Annotated in this window: 20 protein-coding genes and 2 tRNA genes; 13 read left to right on the forward strand and 9 right to left on the reverse strand. The window is 70.5% G+C overall.

Features of this window, described 5'->3' with window-relative positions; translation table 11 throughout:
- Positions 1 to 2: 2 nt before the first annotated feature.
- Both ACPYN4_RS04980 and ACPYN4_RS04985 read right to left on the reverse strand, forming a co-directional pair.
- Positions 3 to 1,016, reverse strand: coding sequence for an Fpg/Nei family DNA glycosylase (locus ACPYN4_RS04980; RefSeq protein ID WP_424445775.1), 1,014 nt, complete (start codon positions 1,014 to 1,016; stop codon positions 3 to 5).
- Between the two features lie 9 nt (positions 1,017 to 1,025).
- Positions 1,026 to 1,577, reverse strand: coding sequence for a ribose-5-phosphate isomerase (locus ACPYN4_RS04985; RefSeq protein WP_281653226.1), 552 nt, complete (start codon positions 1,575 to 1,577; stop codon positions 1,026 to 1,028).
- Between the two features lie 170 nt (positions 1,578 to 1,747).
- On the opposite strand from ACPYN4_RS04985, the gene pepN reads away from it, so the two are divergent.
- The 6 genes from pepN to ACPYN4_RS05015 all read left to right on the forward strand — a co-directional run bounded on the left by pepN (position 1,748) and on the right by ACPYN4_RS05015 (position 9,497).
- Positions 1,748 to 4,315 (forward strand): aminopeptidase N, encoded by a 2,568-nt coding sequence (pepN, locus tag ACPYN4_RS04990; protein ID WP_281653227.1) that lies wholly within the window; start codon positions 1,748 to 1,750, stop codon positions 4,313 to 4,315.
- A gap of 95 nt (positions 4,316 to 4,410) precedes the next feature.
- Entirely contained in the window at positions 4,411 to 5,322 is a 912-nt protein-coding gene (locus tag ACPYN4_RS04995; protein WP_281653228.1) for an ABC transporter ATP-binding protein, read from the forward strand.
- Complete coding sequence (locus tag ACPYN4_RS05000; protein WP_281653229.1) at positions 5,319 to 6,125, forward strand: ABC transporter permease subunit; 807 nt, start codon at positions 5,319 to 5,321, stop codon at positions 6,123 to 6,125. The genes ACPYN4_RS04995 and ACPYN4_RS05000 overlap by 4 nt, the downstream gene beginning before the upstream one ends.
- A gap of 56 nt (positions 6,126 to 6,181) precedes the next feature.
- Complete coding sequence (locus ACPYN4_RS05005) at positions 6,182 to 7,324, forward strand: mechanosensitive ion channel family protein (RefSeq protein ID WP_281653230.1); 1,143 nt, start codon at positions 6,182 to 6,184, stop codon at positions 7,322 to 7,324.
- Complete coding sequence (locus ACPYN4_RS05010; protein ID WP_281653231.1) at positions 7,321 to 7,776, forward strand: globin; 456 nt, start codon at positions 7,321 to 7,323, stop codon at positions 7,774 to 7,776. The genes ACPYN4_RS05005 and ACPYN4_RS05010 overlap by 4 nt, the downstream gene beginning before the upstream one ends.
- Positions 7,777 to 7,829: 53 nt before the next feature.
- Entirely contained in the window at positions 7,830 to 9,497 is a 1,668-nt protein-coding gene (locus ACPYN4_RS05015) for an FAD-binding dehydrogenase (RefSeq protein WP_281653232.1), read from the forward strand.
- A gap of 45 nt (positions 9,498 to 9,542) precedes the next feature.
- On the opposite strand, the gene ACPYN4_RS05020 is transcribed toward ACPYN4_RS05015, so the two are convergent.
- On the reverse strand, positions 9,543 to 10,214 hold the full coding sequence (locus tag ACPYN4_RS05020) for a hypothetical protein (RefSeq protein ID WP_281653233.1): 672 nt from the start codon (positions 10,212 to 10,214) through the stop codon (positions 9,543 to 9,545).
- A gap of 67 nt (positions 10,215 to 10,281) precedes the next feature.
- On the opposite strand from ACPYN4_RS05020, the gene ACPYN4_RS05025 reads away from it, so the two are divergent.
- The gene (locus ACPYN4_RS05025; RefSeq protein ID WP_281653246.1) at positions 10,282 to 11,130 is read left to right on the forward strand and encodes an acyl-CoA thioesterase; all 849 of its coding nucleotides are present in this window, start codon (positions 10,282 to 10,284) and stop codon (positions 11,128 to 11,130) included.
- Between the two features lie 5 nt (positions 11,131 to 11,135).
- On the opposite strand, the gene ACPYN4_RS05030 is transcribed toward ACPYN4_RS05025, so the two are convergent.
- Genes ACPYN4_RS05030 through ACPYN4_RS05045 form a run of 4 tightly spaced genes read right to left on the reverse strand, consistent with a single transcriptional unit; the run spans position 11,136 to position 14,472 of the window.
- Positions 11,136 to 11,645, reverse strand: a complete 510-nt coding sequence (locus ACPYN4_RS05030; RefSeq protein WP_281653234.1) for an acyl-CoA thioesterase — start codon at positions 11,643 to 11,645, stop codon at positions 11,136 to 11,138.
- Positions 11,638 to 13,317, reverse strand: a complete 1,680-nt coding sequence (gene ettA, locus ACPYN4_RS05035) for an energy-dependent translational throttle protein EttA (protein ID WP_281653235.1) — start codon at positions 13,315 to 13,317, stop codon at positions 11,638 to 11,640. Before ettA ends, ACPYN4_RS05030 begins: the two co-directional genes overlap by 8 nt.
- A 44-nt stretch (positions 13,318 to 13,361) precedes the next feature.
- Complete coding sequence (locus ACPYN4_RS05040) at positions 13,362 to 13,850, reverse strand: DUF6993 domain-containing protein (RefSeq protein ID WP_424445776.1); 489 nt, start codon at positions 13,848 to 13,850, stop codon at positions 13,362 to 13,364.
- Between the two features lie 49 nt (positions 13,851 to 13,899).
- On the reverse strand, positions 13,900 to 14,472 hold the full coding sequence (locus ACPYN4_RS05045) for a single-stranded DNA-binding protein (protein ID WP_084201991.1): 573 nt from the start codon (positions 14,470 to 14,472) through the stop codon (positions 13,900 to 13,902).
- Positions 14,473 to 14,700: 228 nt separating this feature from the next.
- On the opposite strand from ACPYN4_RS05045, the gene ACPYN4_RS05050 reads away from it, so the two are divergent.
- Complete coding sequence (locus tag ACPYN4_RS05050) at positions 14,701 to 14,946, forward strand: DNA mismatch repair protein (RefSeq protein ID WP_076690688.1); 246 nt, start codon at positions 14,701 to 14,703, stop codon at positions 14,944 to 14,946.
- A gap of 18 nt (positions 14,947 to 14,964) precedes the next feature.
- On the opposite strand, the gene ACPYN4_RS05055 is transcribed toward ACPYN4_RS05050, so the two are convergent.
- Complete coding sequence (locus ACPYN4_RS05055; RefSeq protein ID WP_281653237.1) at positions 14,965 to 16,377, reverse strand: PLP-dependent aminotransferase family protein; 1,413 nt, start codon at positions 16,375 to 16,377, stop codon at positions 14,965 to 14,967.
- A 61-nt stretch (positions 16,378 to 16,438) separates the two neighbouring features.
- On the opposite strand from ACPYN4_RS05055, the gene ACPYN4_RS05060 reads away from it, so the two are divergent.
- Positions 16,439 to 17,062: a YczE/YyaS/YitT family protein gene (locus ACPYN4_RS05060; protein ID WP_424445777.1), complete on the forward strand. Its 624-nt coding sequence runs from the start codon at positions 16,439 to 16,441 to the stop codon at positions 17,060 to 17,062.
- A 39-nt stretch (positions 17,063 to 17,101) separates the two neighbouring features.
- Here the strand turns inward: ACPYN4_RS05060 and ACPYN4_RS05065 are convergent, their stop codons facing one another.
- Positions 17,102 to 17,311: a methyltransferase gene (locus tag ACPYN4_RS05065; protein WP_076690685.1), complete on the reverse strand. Its 210-nt coding sequence runs from the start codon at positions 17,309 to 17,311 to the stop codon at positions 17,102 to 17,104.
- Between the two features lie 119 nt (positions 17,312 to 17,430).
- Here ACPYN4_RS05065 and ACPYN4_RS05070 point away from each other — a divergent pair.
- The 4 genes from ACPYN4_RS05070 (at position 17,431) to ACPYN4_RS05085 (ending at position 19,784) form a co-directional block, all read left to right on the forward strand.
- Positions 17,431 to 17,503: transfer RNA gene (locus tag ACPYN4_RS05070), tRNA-Arg, on the forward strand.
- A gap of 78 nt (positions 17,504 to 17,581) precedes the next feature.
- Positions 17,582 to 18,205: an oligoribonuclease gene (gene orn / locus ACPYN4_RS05075; protein ID WP_239280707.1), complete on the forward strand. Its 624-nt coding sequence runs from the start codon at positions 17,582 to 17,584 to the stop codon at positions 18,203 to 18,205.
- A 34-nt stretch (positions 18,206 to 18,239) separates the two neighbouring features.
- A tRNA-His gene (locus ACPYN4_RS05080) sits at positions 18,240 to 18,315 on the forward strand.
- A gap of 206 nt (positions 18,316 to 18,521) precedes the next feature.
- Positions 18,522 to 19,784 (forward strand): IS110 family transposase, encoded by a 1,263-nt coding sequence (locus ACPYN4_RS05085; protein ID WP_424445778.1) that lies wholly within the window; start codon positions 18,522 to 18,524, stop codon positions 19,782 to 19,784.
- Positions 19,785 to 19,818 lie beyond the last annotated feature (34 nt).

Below are 19,818 nucleotides of genomic sequence, written 5' to 3' on the forward strand. Positions count from 1 at the left end.
CGCTACTTCTGGCACGAGGGGCACCAGTACAGCGTGCGACTCGCCATCTCTTCGAGCACGATCTCGGTGCCGCACACCCGGCAGGGCAGGCCGGCGCGGTGGTACACCCAGTGGCGGTCGTCGCGGTGCGCCATCGCCCGCCGGTACGCCTCGGCATCGAGGTCGTCCATCGTCATCATCTGGCCGGTCTGGACGCCGATGCGCAGCAGGCGCACCCAGTCGCGCCAGATGTCGCGTACGACGCCTTCGGGCACGAGCTTTCCGGGCGTGTGCGGGTCGAGCAGCGCGCGGTACAGCAGTTCGGCGCGGTAGACGTTGCCGATGCCGCTCACGACGGACTGGTCCATCAGCAGCAGGCCGATGGGTGTCGGCTTGCGCCGCACGATCGCCGTGAACCGCTCCTCGCCCGCGGTCGGGTCGTCGACCAGCGGGTCGGGCCCGAGCTTCGCGATCGTCGCCTGCACCTGGTCGGGAGACTGCAGCTCGCACGCCGTCGGCCCCCGCAGGTCGGCGCACGTCGTGTCGGTCAGCAGTCGCAGACGCACCTGGCCGACGACGGGCGGCGGCCAGTCGGCGAGATCCTCCTCGTCGAGGCCCCTGGTCTGTTCGCTCATCCGCACCCGCCCGCGCGCACGCCGGGGCGCGCCGATCGAGGCGAGCGAGTTCTCTCCCGCCATGTCGAAAACCGGCGAGTCGGATGCCGCAGCGAGGTCGGTCCCCCGCTGGTTCGTCTGCCCCATACGTCCGTTCGCCGACGCGATCGTCGGGTCGACGAGGATCTCGCCGGCGAAGTCCCAGGCGCCGTACATGCCCAGGTGCACGCGCAGCCACAGGTCGCCATCGAACTCGAGGAACATCTGCTTGCCGACCGCGCGGACGGATGCCGCCTCGCGCCCGTCGAGCAGCGCCGCGCCCTCGGCGAAGCGGCCCTGCGGGCTGGATGCCGAGACGCGGCGGCCGACGATGTTGCGGTCGAACTGCCGGGCGATGCGGTGGACGGAGTGACCCTCAGGCATACGGGCGCGTCAGCCGGCTTCGGGGTCGAACGCGTCGACCGACTCGCCCCCGGTCGGCGCGGCGATGCCCCCGCCGACGGCGCGCGGGTCGGGCAGCAGCGACCCGTCACGCTCGAAGTCGGCGAGCTGCGCGATGCGCCGCGCGTGCCGCTCCTCGCCCGAGAACGGCGTCGCGATGAAGCGGTCGATGAACGCGATCGCCTCGGCGACCGTGTGCTGCCGCGCACCGATGGCGATGACGTTGGCGTCGTTGTGCTCGCGGGCGAGCTCGGCCGTCGCGATGCTCCACACGAGGGCGGCGCGGACCCCGTGCACCTTGTTCGCTGCGATCTGCTCGCCGTTGCCGGAGCCGCCGAACACGACGCCCAGGGTCTGGATACCGGCGGCCTGGTCGCGGACGACGGCCTGCGCCGCGCGGATGCAGAACGCCGGGTAGTCGTCGAGCGGGTCGTACTCGATCGGTCCGTGATCGACGACCTCGTGCCCCTGCGCCGCCAGGTGGTGCTGGAGCTGGGTCGAGAACTCGAGACCGGCGTGGTCGGTCGCGATGTGGATGCGCATGCTCTCATCCTAGAGTCGGGCCGTCCGCGCCCGGCCGCGGTCCTCGTGCGCCACCGACCTGCGCGGCATCTGCGCGGGAGTCGCACACCGCGCGTAGGCTGGTCCGGTTGCCGACGGGCGCCAGCAGCGTCAGGCGACATCCACACACCCTCACCATCGGGAGTACCGCAGTGCCTGGAGAGAACCTCACCCGCATCGAGGCGCAGCAGCGCCGCGCGATCGTCGACACGCAGTCGTACGAGATCGCGCTCGACCTCACGAAGGGCGCCGAGGTCTTCGGTTCGCGCACCGTCGTGCGCTTCACGGCGACCGAGGGCGCATCGACCTTCATCGATCTGATCGCGGGCGAGGTGCGCGAGATCACCCTCAACGGCGTGGCGCTCGAGCCGGCATCCGTCTTCGCCGACTCGCGCATCGCGCTCGACGGCCTCGCCGCACAGAACGAGCTCGTCGTCGACGCCGACTGCCTCTACACGAACACCGGCGAGGGTCTGCACCGCTTCGTCGACCCCGTCGACGGCGAGGTCTACCTCTACTCGCAGTTCGAGGTGCCCGATTCGCGGCGCGTGTTCGCCGTGTTCGAGCAGCCCGACCTGAAGGCCGAGTTCTCCTTCACGGTCACGGCCCCGGCCGCCTGGAAGGTCATCTCGAACTCCCCCACGCCCGAGCCGATCGTGCGCGAGGAAGAGGGCAAGGCGACGTGGGCGTTCGAGCCGACGCCGCGCATCTCGTCGTACATCACCGCGATCGTCGCCGGCCCCTACGAAGAGACCTTCTCCGAGCTCACGAGCGCGTCGGGTCGGGTCATCCCGCTCGGCGTGTACGGCCGCAAGAGCCTGTGGCAGCACCTCGACGCCGACTACATCTTCGACAAGACGCGCGAGGGCTTCGCCTACTACGAGGAGAAGTTCGGCGTCCCGTACCCGTTCGCGAAGTACGACCAGCTGTTCGTCCCCGAGTTCAACGCGGGGGCGATGGAGAACGCCGGCGCCGTCACGTTCACCGAGACCTACGTCTTCCGCTCCAAGGTCACCGACGCCGTCAAGGAGCGTCGCGTCGTGACGATCCTGCACGAGCTGGCCCACATGTGGTTCGGCGACCTCGTCACGATGAAGTGGTGGAACGACCTGTGGCTCAACGAGTCGTTCGCCGAGTGGGCGTCGACGATCGCGACCGCCGAGGCCACCGAGTGGACCGAGGCGTGGACGACCTTCAACGCGATGGAGAAGACCTGGGCCTACCGGCAGGACCAGCTGCCCTCGACCCACCCCGTCGTCGCGGAGATCAACGACCTCGAGGACGTGCAGGTCAACTTCGACGGCATCACGTACGCCAAGGGCGGCTCGGTGCTCAAGCAGCTCGCGGCGTGGGTCGGCATCGACGCCTTCTTCGCCGGCGTCGGCGCGTACTTCCAGAAGCACGCGTTCGGCAACACCGAGCTCAGCGACCTGCTCGTCGAGCTCGAGGCGACGAGCGGCCGTGAGCTGTCGACCTGGTCGAAGAAGTGGCTCGAGACCGCGGGCGTCAATACGCTCTCGCCCGAGCTGAAGACGGGCCCCTCGGCAGGCTCAGGGACCGGTGAGGTGATCACGCGCTTCGCGATCGTGCAGACCGCTCCGGCCGACTACCCGACGATCCGCCCGCACCGGCTCGGCGTCGGCTTCTACACCCTCGACGGCGACGCGCTCGTGCGCACGCACCACGTCGAGATCGACGTCGACGGCGACCTCACCGAGGTCGCGGAGCTGACCGGCATCACGCAGCCCGACCTGATCCTGCTGAACGACGACGACCTGGCCTACGCGAAGATCCGCCTCGACGAGCGCTCGCTGCAGACCGCGATCGCCCACCTCGCGAAGATCAGCGACCCGCTCGCGCGGTCGCTCGTCTGGGGCGCCGCGTGGGACCAGACGCGCGACGCGGAGGCATCGGCATCCGACTACGTCGACCTCGTGCTCGCTAACATCGGCAGCGAGACCGAGTCGACGACGGTCCGCACGACGCTCGCCCAGCTGCAGCTCGCGGCGAACGCCTACGTCGCCCCCGAGCAGCGCGAAGCGACCCGGGCGAAGGTCGCCGACGCGCTGTGGGCGCTCGCGCAGGCCGCGGATGCCGGCAGCGACAGCCAACTGCAGTTCGTCACCGCCTTCGCGAGCGCCGCGGCGACGGATGCCCAGTGGCAGCAGGTGCGCGCGCTGCGCGCCGGCGACACGGGGCTGGAGGGTCTCGAGATCGACGCCGACCTCTCCTGGGCGCTGCTCGTCTCGCTCGCGGCAGGTGGGCTCGTCACGGCCGCCGAGATCGACGAGGCGCTGGCGGCGGACAACACCGCGAAGGGCGGCGAGTTCGCCGCGCAGGCGAAGGCCGCCCTCCCGGGCGAGGCCGACAAGCGCGCCGCCTGGTCGTCGCTCATCGACAGCGCAGACCTGCCCAACACGGTCGTGCGTTCGGCCGCACTCGGGTTCGTGCACCCGGCATCCGTCACCACGCTGGCCGCTTTCGTCGAGCCGTACTTCGACATGCTGCTGCCGATCTGGAACGGTCGCACCTACCAGATCGCGAACTACCTGATCACGGGTCTGTACCCGGCGCCGCTCGCGAACACCGCTCTGCGCGACGCGACCCGCGGCTGGCTCGCGGACCACGCCGACGCTCCGGCGGCCCTGCGCCGCCTCGTGCAGGAGAACCTCGCCGGCGTCGAGCGGGCCCTCGCGGTGCAGGAGCGCGACGCGCAGTAAGAGGCGCACCCTCATCCTCCAGACGGAGGCGGATCGGCCGGAAGTTACGACTTCCGGCCGATTCTGCGTTCGGCGCCCGCGCGTAGCGTGGAGGCATGATCACAGCAGAAGGCCTGACGAAGCGCTACGGCGAGAAGACCGCCGTCTCGGACGCCACGTTCACGGTGCAGACGGGCAAGGTCACCGGGTTCCTCGGGCCCAACGGCGCCGGCAAGTCCACGACGATGCGCATGATCGTCGGCCTCGACGCCCCCACCGCCGGCAGCGTCGCGATCGACGGACGGCCCTACCGCGCGTTCCGCTCTCCGCTCACCGAGGTCGGTGCGCTGCTGGATGCCAAGGCCGTGCACACCGGGCGCTCCGCGCGCGACCACCTGCGCGTGATGGCCGCGACCCACGGCATCCCGCGACGCCGCGTCGACGAGGTCATCGAGCTCGCCGGGCTCACATCGGTCGCGAGCAAGCGGGCCGGCAAGTTCTCGCTCGGCATGGGGCAGCGCCTCGGCATCGCGAGCGCGCTGCTCGGCGACCCGCACACGCTCATCCTCGACGAGCCCGTCAACGGTCTCGACCCCGAGGGCGTGCGCTGGGTGCGCGGCTTCGTCCGCGCGCTGGCCGCCGAGGGTCGCACGGTGCTGCTCTCCAGCCATCTGATGAGCGAGATGTCGCTCACCGCCGACCACGTCATCGTGCTCGGCCGCGGTCGGGTGCTCGCCGACGCGCCGATCGACCGGCTCGTGCAGGACTGGACGCAGCGCGGCGTCGCGGTCGCGTCCCCGCGGCTCACCGAACTGGCCGCCCTCCTCTCGGCGCCCGACGTCACGATCACACCGACCGGCGACGGGACGGCGCAGGTGGAGGGCCTCGGTGCACCCGCGATCGGCGACATCGCCGCCGCCCACGGCATCCCGCTGCACGCCCTCGCCGAGACGACCGGTTCGCTCGAGGACGCGTACATGGCGCTGACGGCGGATGCCGTCGAGTACACCTCGAAGGAGCTCTCATGACCACCGCGACCACCGCCGCCCCCGACCTGCGTTCCCGGGACCGTGCCGCCTCGCCGTACCGGCTGAGCGCGGGGCGTCTCGTGCGCGCCGAGTTCCTCAAGCTGCTCACCCTCCGCTCGACGTGGTGGTCGCTGGCGCTCACGCTGCTGCTGACCGTCGGCATGGCGATGCTCATCGGCGCCGCGTCGGAGGGGAACGTCGAACCCGTCACGGCGGCGGTGCTGCCGATCCAGTTCACGATGCTGCTCGCCGGCATCCTCGGCGCGATCGCCGTCTCGGGCGAATACTCGACCGGAATGATCCGCTCGACCCTGACCGCCGAGCCGCGCCGCGGCGCGGTGCTCGCGTCGAAGGCCCTCGCGGTCGCCGTCACGGTCTTCGTCGCGACGCTCGTGACGTTCGTCGCCGCCGCCCTCGTCGTCGCGGCGACGACCGGCGCGGCCATCGCGTGGGACGACCCCGAGTCGTCGCTGCTGCCGCTGCTGTACGCCGCGCTCTCGATGGCCGCGTTCGCGCTGCTCGGCGTCGGGTTCGGGTTCGCGCTGCGCAACGGACCCGCCGCGATCGCCTCGACGGTCGGCGTGCTGTTCGTCCTGCCGATCGCGATGCAGATCGTCGGCGCGGTGGCGACCGCGTGGACGTGGGTCGGCGAGGTGGCGCAGTACCTGCCGATGACCGCCGCGCAGGCGTTCATCATGCCCGGCGCCGATCTCAGCCAGGGCGCCGCCGCACTCACGCTCGCCCTGTGGGTCGTGGCGCTGCTCGGGGCGGGCTGGCTCGTCCTGCGCACGCGCGACGCCTGACCCGCCGCCGACATCCGCCCAGGTTGGCGTGAAGCGGGGTCGGTAGGATCGTGACGATGTTCGCGCCACTCGACACCACCGATCCCGACCCCGGCCAGACCGACCCCGCGACGCTCGACTGGGCCGGGATCGGCCAGGATCTGCTCGCGTTCTTCACGAGCCTCGGCTGGGTCGTGCTCACGATCGTCGCGATCATCGTCGCGGCTTTCGCGCTCTCCTGGGTGATGAAGCGCCTCATCGCGCGCGTCGTCGACCGCATCGTGCGCGGTGCGAAGAACAAGGCCGCCACCGACGACACACGCGCCGTCGACAACTCGCCGCTCGCGCAGGTGCGCATCATCCAGCGCACCCGTACGCTCGGGTCGATCCTCACGAACGTCGTGAACACGACGATCGTCCTGGTCGCGCTGATCCTCGTGGTCTACGCGATCAACCCCGGCGTGCTCGGCTCGTTCACCCTGCTCACCGCCGCGATCGGCGCCGGGCTCGGCTTCGGCGCGCAGAACATCGTCAAGGACGTGCTGAACGGCATCTTCATCGTCGCGGAGGATCAGGTCGGCATCGGCGATGTCGTCGACCTCGGCCTCGCGACGGGAATCGTCGAGTACGTGAGCGTCCGCGTGACGCACGTGCGCGACGTCAACGGCACCCTCTGGTACGTCCGCAACGGCGAGATCACCCGCATCGGCAACATGTCGCAGGGCTGGTCGCGCGTCATCATCGATCTCGCGATCCCGACGGATGCCGACATCTCCGCCGTCGAGAAGACCCTGCTCGACACGGCGAAGGGTCTCGTGAAGGACCCGAAGTGGCGCACCCGGATGATCGAGCAGCCCGAGGTGTGGGGGCTCGAGTCGATCAGCGGCGATGCGCTCGTCATCCGCCTCGTGCAGAAGACGCGCACCAACGCGAAGGACGACGTCGCCCGCGAGCTGCGCATGCGCCTCAAGCACGCGATGGACGAGCAGGGCATCACCCTGCCGCAGTTGAACTCGATCGTGCTGAGCGGCCCCGAGGGCGCGCAGCGGGTGCGCGGGGCGAACCCGCCCAAGACGAAGCCCAACCCCGTGACAACCGTCGCCGACGCGTCGCCGGTGTGGAAGCCGCGGCGGACGAAGAAGCCGAAGGGCATGCCCCACACGCCCGATGCGCCGGACACCCCCGACACTCCCGACTCGCCCGGAGGGCCGGCGGCATGAGCGACGACCAGCGCATCATCAGCTTCTACGACGAGGTCGGCGGGCACGAGACCTTCGTGAAACTCGTCGACGCCTTCTACCGCGGCGTCGCGACGGACGAGGTGCTGAAGCCGATGTACCCGGAAGAGGACCTGCGGCCGGCCGCCGAGCGGCTCACCCTGTTCCTGGAGCAGTACTGGGGCGGACCGACGACCTACAGCGAGCAGCGAGGGCATCCGCGCCTGCGCATGCGGCACATGCCGTTCCACGTCGACCCCGATGCGCGCGACCGGTGGCTGCACCACATGCGCGTCGCGGTCGACGAACTCGGCCTGTCGCCGCTGCACGAGGCGACACTGTGGGATTATCTGCAACGGGCCGCCTTCGCGATGGTGAACACCTTCGAGCCATCCGGAATCGGACCCGCTCGGCATCCCGGGTCACCCGCGCTGCCCATCCACCCCGAGCCGTAGGCAGACGGAGCACTCTCCCGAACCGAGGCACCCCGAACGACACAGGAGTCGTCATGCCCGCAGCCGCCACCCACCAGGCCGACGTCCTCGTCATCGGATGGGGGTTGGCGGGCCTCGTCGCCGCCTCGGAGGCGGCGGCCGCCGGCAAGAGCGTCGTGATCGTCGACCAGGAGCCGCGGACAAACCTCGGCGGCCAGGCGTTCTGGTCGTTCGGGGGCCTGCTGTTCATCGACTCACCCGAGCAGCGGCGCATGGGCATCAAGGACTCGCTCGACCTCGCCCGGCAGGACTGGTTCGCCACCGCCGGATTCGATCGCGAAGACGACCACTGGCCGAAGCAGTGGGCCGAGGCCTACCTCGACTTCGCGCACCGCGAGAAGCGGGCGTGGCTGCGCGAGAAGGGCGTCGGATTCTTCCCCGTCGTCGGCTGGGCCGAGCGCGGCGGCTACACGGCGACCGGCCCCGGCAATTCGGTCCCCCGCTTCCACATCACGTGGGGCACCGGCCCGGGCCTCGTCGCCCCGTTCCACGCGGCCGTCGAGCGCGGCGAGGCCGAAGGACGCGTCACGATCCTCCCCCGCCACAAGGTGACGACGCTCGAGACGCACGACGGCACCGTCACGGGGGCGTCCGGAGACGTCCTGGCCCCGTCCGGCGCGGCACGCGGCGTCGCCACGTCACGCCAGGTCGTGGGCTCGTTCACGGTCACGGCATCCGCCACGATCGTCGCTTCTGGCGGCATTGGTGGCAACCACGACCTCGTTCGGGCGCAGTGGCCCGCGCGGTTGGGCACCGCACCGGAGACCATGATCACGGGCGTGCCCGCCTTCGTCGACGGCTCCATGCAGCCCGTGTCGGCGGCGGCCGGCGCGCGACTCATCAACGGCGACCGCATGTGGCACTACGTCGAGGGCATCCAGAACTGGAACCCGATCTGGCCGCAGCACGGCATCCGAATCCTGCCGGGGCCGTCGTCGGTCTGGCTGGATGCCACCGGCGCGCGCCTCCCCGTGCCGCTGTTCCCCGGGTTCGACACGCTGGGCACGCTCGCGCACCTGCGCGCGACGGGACACGACCACTCGTGGTTCGTGCTGTCGCAGCAGATCATCGAGAAGGAGTTCACGCTCTCCGGCAGCGAGCAGAACCCCGATCTCACCGGCAAGGACGTGCGCCTGCTGCTGAAGTCGCGCCTCGGCAAGGGCGCGGCCGGCCCCGTGCAGGCGTTCCTCGACCACGGCGCCGACTTCGTCGTGCGCCGCAGCCTCGACGAGCTCATCGCCGGGATGCAGGCGCTCCCCGGCGGCGACGTGCTCGACGGCGATCTCGTCCGCCGCGAGGTCGAGGCGCGCGACCGCGAGATGGACAACGACTTCACGAAGGATGCACAGGTCGCGATGCTGCGCTCCGCGCGCTCGTACCGCGGCGACAAGCTCATCCGCACCGCCTCGCCGCACCGCATCCTCGACCCGAAGTCCGGGCCGCTCATCGCGGTCAAGCTGCACGTGCTGACGCGCAAATCGCTCGGTGGGATCGAGACGGACCTGTCGGGGCGCGCGCTCGGCCAGGGCGGCGCGCCCATCCCCGGCCTGTACGCGGCGGGCGAGGCCTCGGGGTTCGGCGGCGGCGGCGTGCACGGCTACCGTGCGCTGGAGGGCACCTTCGTCGGAGGCTGCCTGTTCTCGGGTCGCGTCGCGGGGCGGGCGGCCGCGGCCGCCTGCTGAACCGCCACGCGGTCCGGGTCCCCCGGGTCAGTCGGGTCAGTCGGGTCAGCCCGTCACGCCGGTGCGCCGCACCTCGGTGAGGCCGCTGCGCACCGTGCCGCGCGTGAGGACGTGCCCGCGCTGCAGGCTCACGCGGGTCCACGGGCCGCTCCGTCGCACGTGCCCGACTTCCTCCCCCGCGATGAAGCCCAGCGCGAACGCCGCGAACGCGATACCCAGCGGCAGCCCCAGGAGGTCGTCGTCGGAGGCGCCCCACACCGCGGATCGCACAGCACGGACGGCATCTTCACCGGCATCCGTCGGCACGCTCTCGGCCACCGCGGCGATGCCCCACTGCGCGCGCGCCGCGAGGGTCGCCGCGGAGATCTCACCGGCCGCGGTCCAGCCGGAGCGCGGCGGCGACACACCCGCCCACGGTGCCGTGCGCGCCGAGTCGGGCAGCGCGAGCGCGTTCGGCTCGTCGGATGCCGTCAGCGAGCCGCCGTCGACGACCAGGTCGCACACGAGCTCAGGGTCGACCGCCGCGATCCGCATGCCGAGCACCGTCGGCGTCGCCTCCAGCAGCGTCTGCGGCGCGAGGGGCGCGCACGTGACGACGAGGGCTCCGTCGAGGGCGCGCAACCGGACGAGACCGTCCCCGGTCGCCGCCGCCCGCTGCGCGAACACGAGGACGTCCGACGCGGTGGGCGGATCCGGGAAGAGCAGGCGTGCGGGCATCCGCATAAACTACCAAGCGGCGACGAGCGCCGCGGACGGGAGCGCAGTGGACGATTCGGTGGCGACGATGCTCGCGGTGCTCGATCTCGACTCGGGCGCCGCCCGCACCACCGAAGACATCTTCACCGGGCTGTCGCATCCCATGCCCGGCGGGCGCATCTTCGGCGGTCAGGTGCTCGCGCAGGCGATCCTCGCGGCCGACCGCACGACGGGTGACGACCGCGTGCCGCACTCGATGCACGGCTACTTCCTACGCCCCGGCGACTCCGCGCAGGGGCTCACCCTCGCCGTCGATCGCATCCACGACGGGCGGTCGTTCTCGACCCGTCGTACGCAGGCGTTCCAGCACGGCGTGCCGATCTTCTCGATGATCGCCTCGTTCGAGGACGAAGACCCGGGGCTCGATCACCAAGCGTCCGCACCGGATGACGTCATGCCACCCGAAGAGGCGCTCCTTCTCACCGAGGCGGCGGCCACGCATCCACTCTCCCGCCGGCTGCTGTCGGACAGCCCCATCGAGCTCGCCCACCCCGACGGCGCGATCTACGAGTCCGTGCCCGGTCCGCCTGCTCCCCGCCAGCGCGTCTGGATGCGCACGCGTCGCCCGATCGGCGACGACCCGGCGATCCATCGCGCCGTGCTCGCCTACATGAGCGATCTGACCATCCAGGAGTCGGTGTTGCGTGCGCACGGGGTGACCTGGTCGCAGCCGGGCCTCAAGGTCGCGAGTCTAGACCACGCGATGTGGTGGCACCGGCCCGCCCGGGTCGACGAGTGGCTGCTGTACGAACAGGAGTCGCCGAGCGCCCGGGGCGGCCGCGGCCTCGCGACGGGCCGCATCTTCACGCGTGACGGCGTGCTGGTCGCCTCCGTCGCTCAGGAGATCATGGTGCGGGTTCCGGACGAGAGGCGCTGACCGACTCAGCGGCGGTGGCCGTAGACGATCGGCTCGCCGACGTACGGCTCCCACGCCTCGCGCATCGCCTCGGTGAGGCGGACGGGGCGCCCCGACACGGCATCCACCATCACGACGACCGCCGTCGCCCGCGCATACAGCACCGGAGACGCGCCGATGGGCGCGTGCACCTCGAAGCAGACCTCGACGCTCGATCCGCCGATCTTGCCGAACCACAGCTGCACGTCGAGAGGCTCGCGGCGGTAGGGCACCGGCGCGAGGTACTCGATCTCCTGCCGCGCGATGAGCGTCAGCGTGCCCGCGTCGATGCCGGAGGAGACGACCGCCGTCGGCGGCGCCTGCTCGCCGGGCTCGGGCGTCCAGAACACCCGCACCCGCGCCTCTTCGAGCAGCTTGAGCATCGAGGTGTTGTTGACATGGTTGAACGCGTCGAGGTCGCCCCACCGGAGGTGGATCGGCACGTGGATGCGCGCGCCCCCCGTCGTATGCGCCGCGCCGGTCGCGTCGTCAGTCACGCGTGAGCTTGCGGTACGTCGACTTGGCCGGGTTGGCCGCGTCGGGGCCGAGACGCTCCACCTTGTTGGCCTCGTACGCCTCGAAGTTGCCCTCGAACCAATACCACTTGTCCGGCTCTTCGTCGGTGCCCTCGTAAGCGAGGATGTGCGTGGCGATGCGGTCCAGGAACCACCGGTCGTGGGTGATGACCACCGCGCAGCCGGGGAACTCGAGCAGCGCGTTCTCCAGCGAGCTCAGCGTCTCGACGTCGAGGTCGTTCGTCGGCTCGTCGAGGAGGAGCAGGTTGCCGCCCTCCTTGAGGGTCAACGCGAGGTTGAGGCGGTTGCGCTCACCACCGGAGAGCACGCCGGCCTTCTTCTGCTGATCCGGACCCTTGAAGCCGAACTTCGAGACGTAGGCACGCGAAGGGATCTCCGTCTTGCCGACCGTGATGATGTCGAGGCCGTCGGAGACGACCTCCCACAGCGTCTTGTTCGGATCGATGTTGGCGCGGCTCTGGTCGACGTAGCTGATCTTGACCGTCTCGCCGACCTTCAGGTCGCCGCCGTCGAGCGGCTCGAGACCCACGATCGTCTTGAACAGGGTCGTCTTGCCGACGCCGTTGGGGCCGATGACGCCGACGATGCCGTTCGGCGGCAGGCTGAAGCTGAGCCCGTCGATGAGCGAACGGTCGCCGAAGCCCTTCTGCAGCTTCTTCGCCTCGATGACGACGTTGCCCAGACGCGGGCCGGCCGGGATCTGGATCTCCTCGAAATCGAGCTTCCGGGTGCGCTCGGCCTCTGCGGCCATCTCCTCGTAGCGGGCGAGGCGCGCCTTCGACTTCGTCTGGCGGCCCTTCGCCGAGGAACGCACCCACTCCAGCTCGTCCTTGAGGCGCTTGGCCAGCTTGGCGTCCTTCTTGCCCTGGATGTCGAGGCGCTCGGCCTTCTTCTCCAGGTAGGTCGAGTAGTTGCCCTCGTAGCCGATGAGGCGGCCGCGGTCGACCTCGGCGATCCATTCCGCGACGTTGTCGAGGAAGTACCGGTCGTGGGTGATCGCGATGACCGCGCCCTTGTAGGACTGCAGGTGCTGCTCGAGCCAGAGAACGCTCTCGGCATCGAGGTGGTTGGTGGGCTCGTCGAGCAGCAGCAGATCGGGCTTCTGCAGCAGCAGCTTCGCGAGCGCCACGCGACGGCGCTCACCGCCGGAGAGCTTCGTGACCGGCTCGTCACCGGGTGGCGTGCGCAGCGCATCCATCGCCTGCTCGAGCTGCGAGTCGAGGTCCCAGCCGTCCGCGGCGTCGATCTCCTCCTGCAGCACGCCCATCTCGGCCAGCAGGGCGTCGAAGTCGGCGTCCGGGTCGGCCATGAGCGCCGAGATCTCGTTGAAGCGGTCGAGCTTCGCCTTGATCGCTACGCCCTCCTGGATGTTCTCCAGGACGGTCTTGGTCTCGTCGAGTTCGGGCTCCTGCATGAGGATGCCGACGGTGTAGCCGGGGGTCAGCTTCGCCTCGCCGTTGGAAGGGGTGTCCAGGCCCGCCATGATCTTCAGGATCGTCGACTTACCGGCACCGTTGGGGCCGACCATGCCGATCTTCGCCCCGGGCAGGAACGACATGGTGACGTCGTCGAGGATCAGCTTCTCGCCCACCGCTTTGCGGGCGCGGACCATGGAGTAGATGTATTCGGCCATAACGACCCAAGTCTACGCGGACGGTGGTGCGTCCCAGGCCCTCGTCACCAGTCGATGGGGCGTGTCTGACCGATCAGGCACGTGCCGCCGGGCACCTCGGGCAGCACCAGGGCCGTCGGTGCCGGGGTGGAGGGTCCGACCTGGCCCACAAGGCATTCGCCGTCCCACCGCACCGAGAACTGGATCGCGTCGGCGGGGTTGCCCACCGTCGTGAGGTCCTGCGTGACCTCCATGTCGGCCTTGTCGAAGCCCGCCGCCACCAGGGCGTCGATGTACGCCCGCCCCTGCACCGCCCGATCGGTCGCCGCGACCTGGTTCACGATCGCCGCGAAGAGCGGGAGGTTGTCCGCGGCGGTGCCGTCGGGCACCAGCACGGGTCCGGTGGGCGTCGGCGTCGCGGTGGGCGACGGCGAGCTCGGTGACGAGGATGCCGGTGGGGGCACCGGTCCCGGCGTGCAGCCGGCGAGGGCGATGGCCAGGATGGCGCCCGCCGCCGCGAGTCCCCAGCGCGGGCGGTGGTCGATAGGTCGCACCCCTCGAGTCTAGGCGGCCCGCCGGTGGGGACCCGCGGCGCCCTCGCGCTCAGAACGGCGTGGTGTCCTCCATCGGCGGTGTCCACGCCCCGGCGGGAACGAGCTCGCGCTCCTGCTGCCCGTCGGGCGCGGCCGAGGGGGCCGGCACCTCGCTCGGGGTGGCCGACGGCTCGTTCAGCGCGGTCGACGCCGCCACGCCCGGGCCGCCGGATTCGCCGGGGGTCGCCGTGGCCCACGCGTCCGTCGCCGGAGCGGGTCCCGCCTCGGCGGGCGCCGCGCTGCGGTGGAAGGTCGTCGTGCCGAACATCAGGTCCGGCCCGAGTCCATCCGCGTCGATCTCCGCCGCCGAGCCCGACTTGCCGCCCGACTCCCACTGCTTGACGCGGAAGCGCCCGGTGACGATCACGCGCTGCCCCTTCTCCAGCGAGCTCAGCGCGTGCTCGGCGAGCTTGCGGTACGCCGACACGGAGTACCAGTTGGTGTGGACGTCGACCCATTGCCCGCCGTCCAGGCGACGCTGGGTGGAGGCCAGCCGGAAGCCGACGGCGATGCCGCCGCCGGGCAGCTCCCGGCGCTCCGGGACGGATGCGATGTTGCCGATGACGGTGATGTGGTCGGTCATGTCGAATTCCTCTCTCTGATCGGTGCGGACGGTCCGCGCCCGCTCCGGCACCCGAGTGTTCGTGCCCGCCGGGTGCCGGAGCACAGCCAGCATGCGCCGACCGGCCACGCCGTGGGACGCGCGCGGCGCGATCTGTGGACGGATCGCACGATTGGCGAGCTGGGGAGAGGGTGATGACCGCGCCTGCGATGTCGGAGGCCGTCACTAGCGTCGTATCGGGAGGCAACCATGACCACCGTCACCGATATCCCCACCCCCGCTGTCCGCGGCGTCCGCCTGCTGCCGGTCTCCGCGCGGCGCTGGCGCGTGCTCGATCGGCGCGGCGTCGTGATCGGGCACCTCCGTGCCGACACGGTCGCCGCCGGCATCCGGTTTCGCGCCGAACGCTTCGATCTCGCTGCGGCACGCATGCGTCCGATCGGGTCGTTCTGGAACGCGCACGAGGCGGTCGAGTGCCTGCGGCACCTGCGCTGACCCGAGGCTCTCAGAGGGTCAGACGACCGCCTCGAGCAGGTCCCTCGCGCTCTCCGGTGCCGCGGAGCGGACGGTCGGCCAGACGCGGGCCAGCACCGTCACGGCCCGGTGCAGTTCGACCGCGGGCGCGGTGAACGGGATGCGCAGATGACGATCGTGCACGGAATCGACCCCGAACCGCGAGCCGGCCGACAGATAGACGCCGTGACCGCGCGCCGCCAGCACCAGACCCGAACTCAGCGGCGCGTCGAGTTCGACCCACAGCGCGACGCCGCCGGCGACCTCCGGGATCCGCCAGGCCGGCAGCTGGGACGACAACGCAGCGGTCAGCGTGTCGCGGCCCTGTCGCAGCAGCGCCGAGCGCTGCCGCAGGATCTCCGGCATGCGCTCGATCAGCCGCGCAGCGACCGCTTGCTCGAACTCCGGGGTGCCGAGGTCGCGAGAGGGGCGCGCGGCCACGAGGCGGTGAACGAGGTCCTCGTCGGCTCGGATCCATCCCACCCGCAGCCCGCCCCACACAGTTTTGCCGAGCGATCCGACGCGCACGACATCTGCCGTCGTGAACGCCGGCCCTACCGCGGCGTCGATGGCGAGCTCGCCCGTCGTCTCGTCGATCACCAAAGTCGTGCCGGCCCGCCGGCCCGCGTCGGCGAACGCTGCCTCCTCCCTCCCCGTCATCGTGCGCCCCGTGGGGTTCTGGAACCGCGGCATCAGGTATGCCAGAGCCGGGGTCGTGCGGGCGAACGCCTGAGTCGCACGGTCGACGTCCCAGCCCGCGGCCGTCGTGACCGGCACGCCGACCAGCCGTGCCCCCGCGGCGCGCAGCGCTTCGGCCGCGTGCGGGTATGTCGGGGTCTCGATCAGCGCGCGGTCGCCGCGGCGCAGCAGCGTCTCGGCCAGCAGCCGGATCGCTGCCTGCGCTCCGGAGGTCACCATGACGTGCTCGGCGCCGGTGGGCACGCCGAGCGCCGTGTAGCGCTCGGCGATGGCGCTCCGCAGCGGGAGGGAGCCTCGGATGTCGTAGCCGGCGCGCGCGACGAGCGTCGCGGCATCCGTCGCCACCTCGCTCATCACCCCCGCAAGACCCGGCCACGCCGAGGGACTCGCCTGCTGCAGATCGATCGCGTCCCCCGACACGCTGACGCGGCCCGGCTCGCGCTGCGGTCGCGGCAGCGTCACACTGCCCGATCCGCGCAGGCTCTGGATGTGTCCGCTGTCGCGGAGGCTCCGGTAGGCGGTCGCGACCGTCGTACGGCTGAGTCCCAGCACGGCGGCGAGCTCGCGCTCGGCCGGCAGGAGGGTGCGCACCGCGAGGCGATTGTCGAGGCACAGCAGGCGGATGCCGTCGGCCAGCGCCTCATACGCGGGTTCGCGCGTGCGCCAGCCGCCGAGCGCCGCCGCCAGCGCCCGCGCGCCGATTCGGGAGTCCATCCGGCCACGATAGTGGAATTGGACTGGAACGCGCATGCCAATCGTGCGGTGAAATGGGAACATGACATTGCGGATCGCCCAACTGCTGATCGGGCTGGCGCTCTACGGCGCCGGCTGCGCGGTCATGGTGCGCGCCGGCATCGGGCTCGATCCGTGGACCGTGTTCGCCCAGGGCCTGTCGCTGCAGACCGGAGTCGGGATCGGATGGATCACCAACATCGTCGGATTCCTCGTGCTGCTGCTGTGGATCCCGCTGCGCCAGCGCCCGGGCGTGGGGACCGTGGCGAACATCCTGCTCGTCGGGACGAGCATGCAGGCGACCCTCGCCGTGGTTCCGCCGGTCAGCGGGTTCGTCTGGGAACTGCTGGTGTTCGTCGGCGGCATGGTGATGGTGGCCGTCGCCTCGGGGCTCTACATCGGTGCGCGTTTCGGCCCAGGGCCGCGCGACGGACTCATGACAGGTCTGCACGCACGATTCGGCTGGCCGATCTGGGCGTGCCGGCTCAGCGTGGAGGCCACGGTGCTCATCGCGGGCTGGCTGCTCGGCGGCACGGTGGGGATCGGAACGGTGCTCTTCGCCGCAGCGATCGGACCACTCGTGCACCTCGCCCTGCCGCTGTTCGACCGTAGCAGCGGGCGGCGCGTTCCGCACCGCGACACGGATGCCGAGCCCGTCGCGGCCTGACATCCGAGCGGAGCGGACGTGCTGCGCCGACTCGAGGAGTCAGTGCTCGCGGAACTGCGGCCAGTCCGATCCCGGCGGAAGGTGACCGTGCAGGGCGTTCTTGGCGATATCCATCGTGGGGTAGGTGCCGATGCTCTCGGACGCGCCGGCGATCGTGGAGGTGTATCCCTCGTCGGTCTTGCGGACCGTGCCGACGACGTTGCCTTCGGCCCCATACGCGACCCAGAGCGTGGACGATGCGGTGCTCATGGCGAGATTCCTTTCGTCGTTGCCGACGCTACGCCTCCCGGCGCGTGCGCGCCAGCATCCGGGTCGGATCGCCATGCGCGTCGCGGCGCCGAGACGATACGGTAGAGAGGTTCCCTTCACCCTCCATAGCTCAGTGGACAGAGCGAGCGGTTTCTACCCGCCAGGTCGGGGGTTCGAATCCTCCTGGAGGGACTTTTTTTCCCCACCCGCGGGCGCGGGCGGGCATGCGCGCAGATCGGTGCGTCGGACCCGCTCGTTAGGATGAAGGACATGGTGCACGCCGCGGAGAACGACCGTCTCGTCTGGATCGACTGCGAGATGACGGGGCTCGATCTCGCGGTCGATGAACTCGTCGAGATCGCGATCGTCGTCACCGATTTCGACCTGAACGTGCTCGATCCCGGCTTCCAGATCGTCATCAAGCCCGACCCATCCGCGCTGGCGAACATGAACGACTTCGTCACGAAGATGCACGAGACCTCGGGACTGCTGGCCGAGATCCCCTACGGCGTGTCTCTCGCCGAGGCGGAGTTCGAGGCACTCGAGTACATCCAGCGGTTCGTCCCGGAGGGCAAGGCGCCACTGGCGGGAAACACCATCGGCACCGACCGGATGTTCCTCGCCAAGTACATGCCCCGGGTCGACCGGTGGCTGCACTACCGCAACGTCGACGTGTCCAGCGTCAAAGAGCTGTCGCGGCGCTGGTACCCGCGCGCGTACTTCAACGCCCCCGCGAAAGACGGCGGCCACCGCGCCCTCGCCGACATCCGCGAGTCGATCCGCGAGCTCGCCTACTACCGCGAGACCGTGTTCGTCGCCGCCCCCGGGCCCACCAGCGACGCGGCGCGGGAGGCCGCGGCGTCGGCCGTGTCATCGTATGCCCCGGGACTGTAATACAATCGTGTGGTTGCCCGGGAACGGGCACATGGTGGCTATAGCTCAGTTGGTAGAGCACCGCGTTGTGGTCGCGGGGGTCGCGGGTTCAAGCCCCGTTAGCCACCCCAAACGGGTCAGGTGTGAACTTGCGACCAAGGGGCCACCCTTGGTCGCGGTTCGCGCCTGGCCCATTTTCTTCGCCTCGGCGGCCCAGCTCAGGGCGTCGGCGTGGAGGCCGGGGATGCTCAGCCCGTCGTACCTTTGTGCTGTCTGCACTCACCCGACCCGCGGTGACGTTCATCACCGTTGGAAGGGAATCCCGTCAATGACGAGCATGACACTCGACCCGCCGCTGCCCAACCCGCTGTCTCCAGCGGTCGAGCTGGTCGCCGGCGTCGATACGCACAAGAACACGCATCACGTCGCGATCCTGGATCTCGTCGGCAGACCCGTCGCCGACCGTGAGTTCCGCGCTGATGGTCGCGGCTACGCGCAGGTCATCGCGTTCCTCCGCGCGCACGGCGACGTCGTGCGCGTCGGCGTGGAGGGCACAGGCTCCTACGGGGCTGGTCTCTCACGCGCGCTGAACGCCGCGGGGCTGACCGTCGTCGAAGTCGCACGGCAGGACCGGCAAGCCCGGCGGCGTCGAGGCAAGTCCGACCCGCTCGACGCGCACCAGGCTGCTGTCGCCGTGCTCGCCGGCACCGACACCGCGATTCCGAAGACTGGTGACGGGGCAGTGGAGTCGATGCGGATCCTGCTGGCAGAGCGACGCTCCGCGGCGAAGGCCAGGGCGCAGGTGATGAACCAGATCCATGCGCTGCTGATCACCGCGCCCGAGCTGGTGCGACAAGCGTTCCGGGCCCTCAGCGGGCAGCGACTGGTGACCACGCTCGCCAAGACCAGGCCCGGAGCGATCGCGTCCCCCGATCCCGAGGTCGTCGCCCGCCAGACACTACGACGGTTCGCGGTCCGACACCTCACGATGCAAGCCGAGATCGACCTGATAGAACAACAGTTGGAGATGCTCGTCCGGCAGGTCAACCCCACACTGCTGTCCCTGAGCGGAGTCGGTCCCGTCACCGCAGCGACGCTCCTGGTCGCCGCGGGCGACAACCCCGAGCGGCTCGGAACCCGCGCCAGCTTCGCCGCTCTCGCCGGCGTCGCCCCGATCCCCGCCTCCTCCGGACAACGCACACGGCACCGGCTCTCTCGCGGCGGGAACCGGCACGCCAACGCCGCCCTGCACCGGATCGTGCTTCTACGCATGCGACACCGCGAGCCTCGAACGATGGCCTACTTCGAACGGCGCCGCGCGGAGCAACTCACCGACCGTGACATCATGCGCTGCCTCAAACGACACGTCGCGAACGAGATCTACGCCGCCCTGCTCAACCCCGCCACCGACAACCCAGCCGGGCGCGAACTCCGAGCACGCCGACAAGCGATCGGCATCCCGATCAGCGTCCTCGCCGCCACTCTCGGCGTCCCCTACCAGCGGCTCCGACGACTCGAGATCGGCACCCGCGCCGACCCCGACCTCGAAGCTCGAGCGACCGCCGTCCTGGAACGAATCAGCCCACCACTGGCCGCTTGACAGCAATAGGAGCATCCACACCACGGGACTTGAC

This window comes from Microbacterium sp. CH-015 (assembly GCF_049707015.1).
In the GTDB taxonomy this organism is placed as follows: domain Bacteria; phylum Actinomycetota; class Actinomycetes; order Actinomycetales; family Microbacteriaceae; genus Microbacterium; species Microbacterium aurum.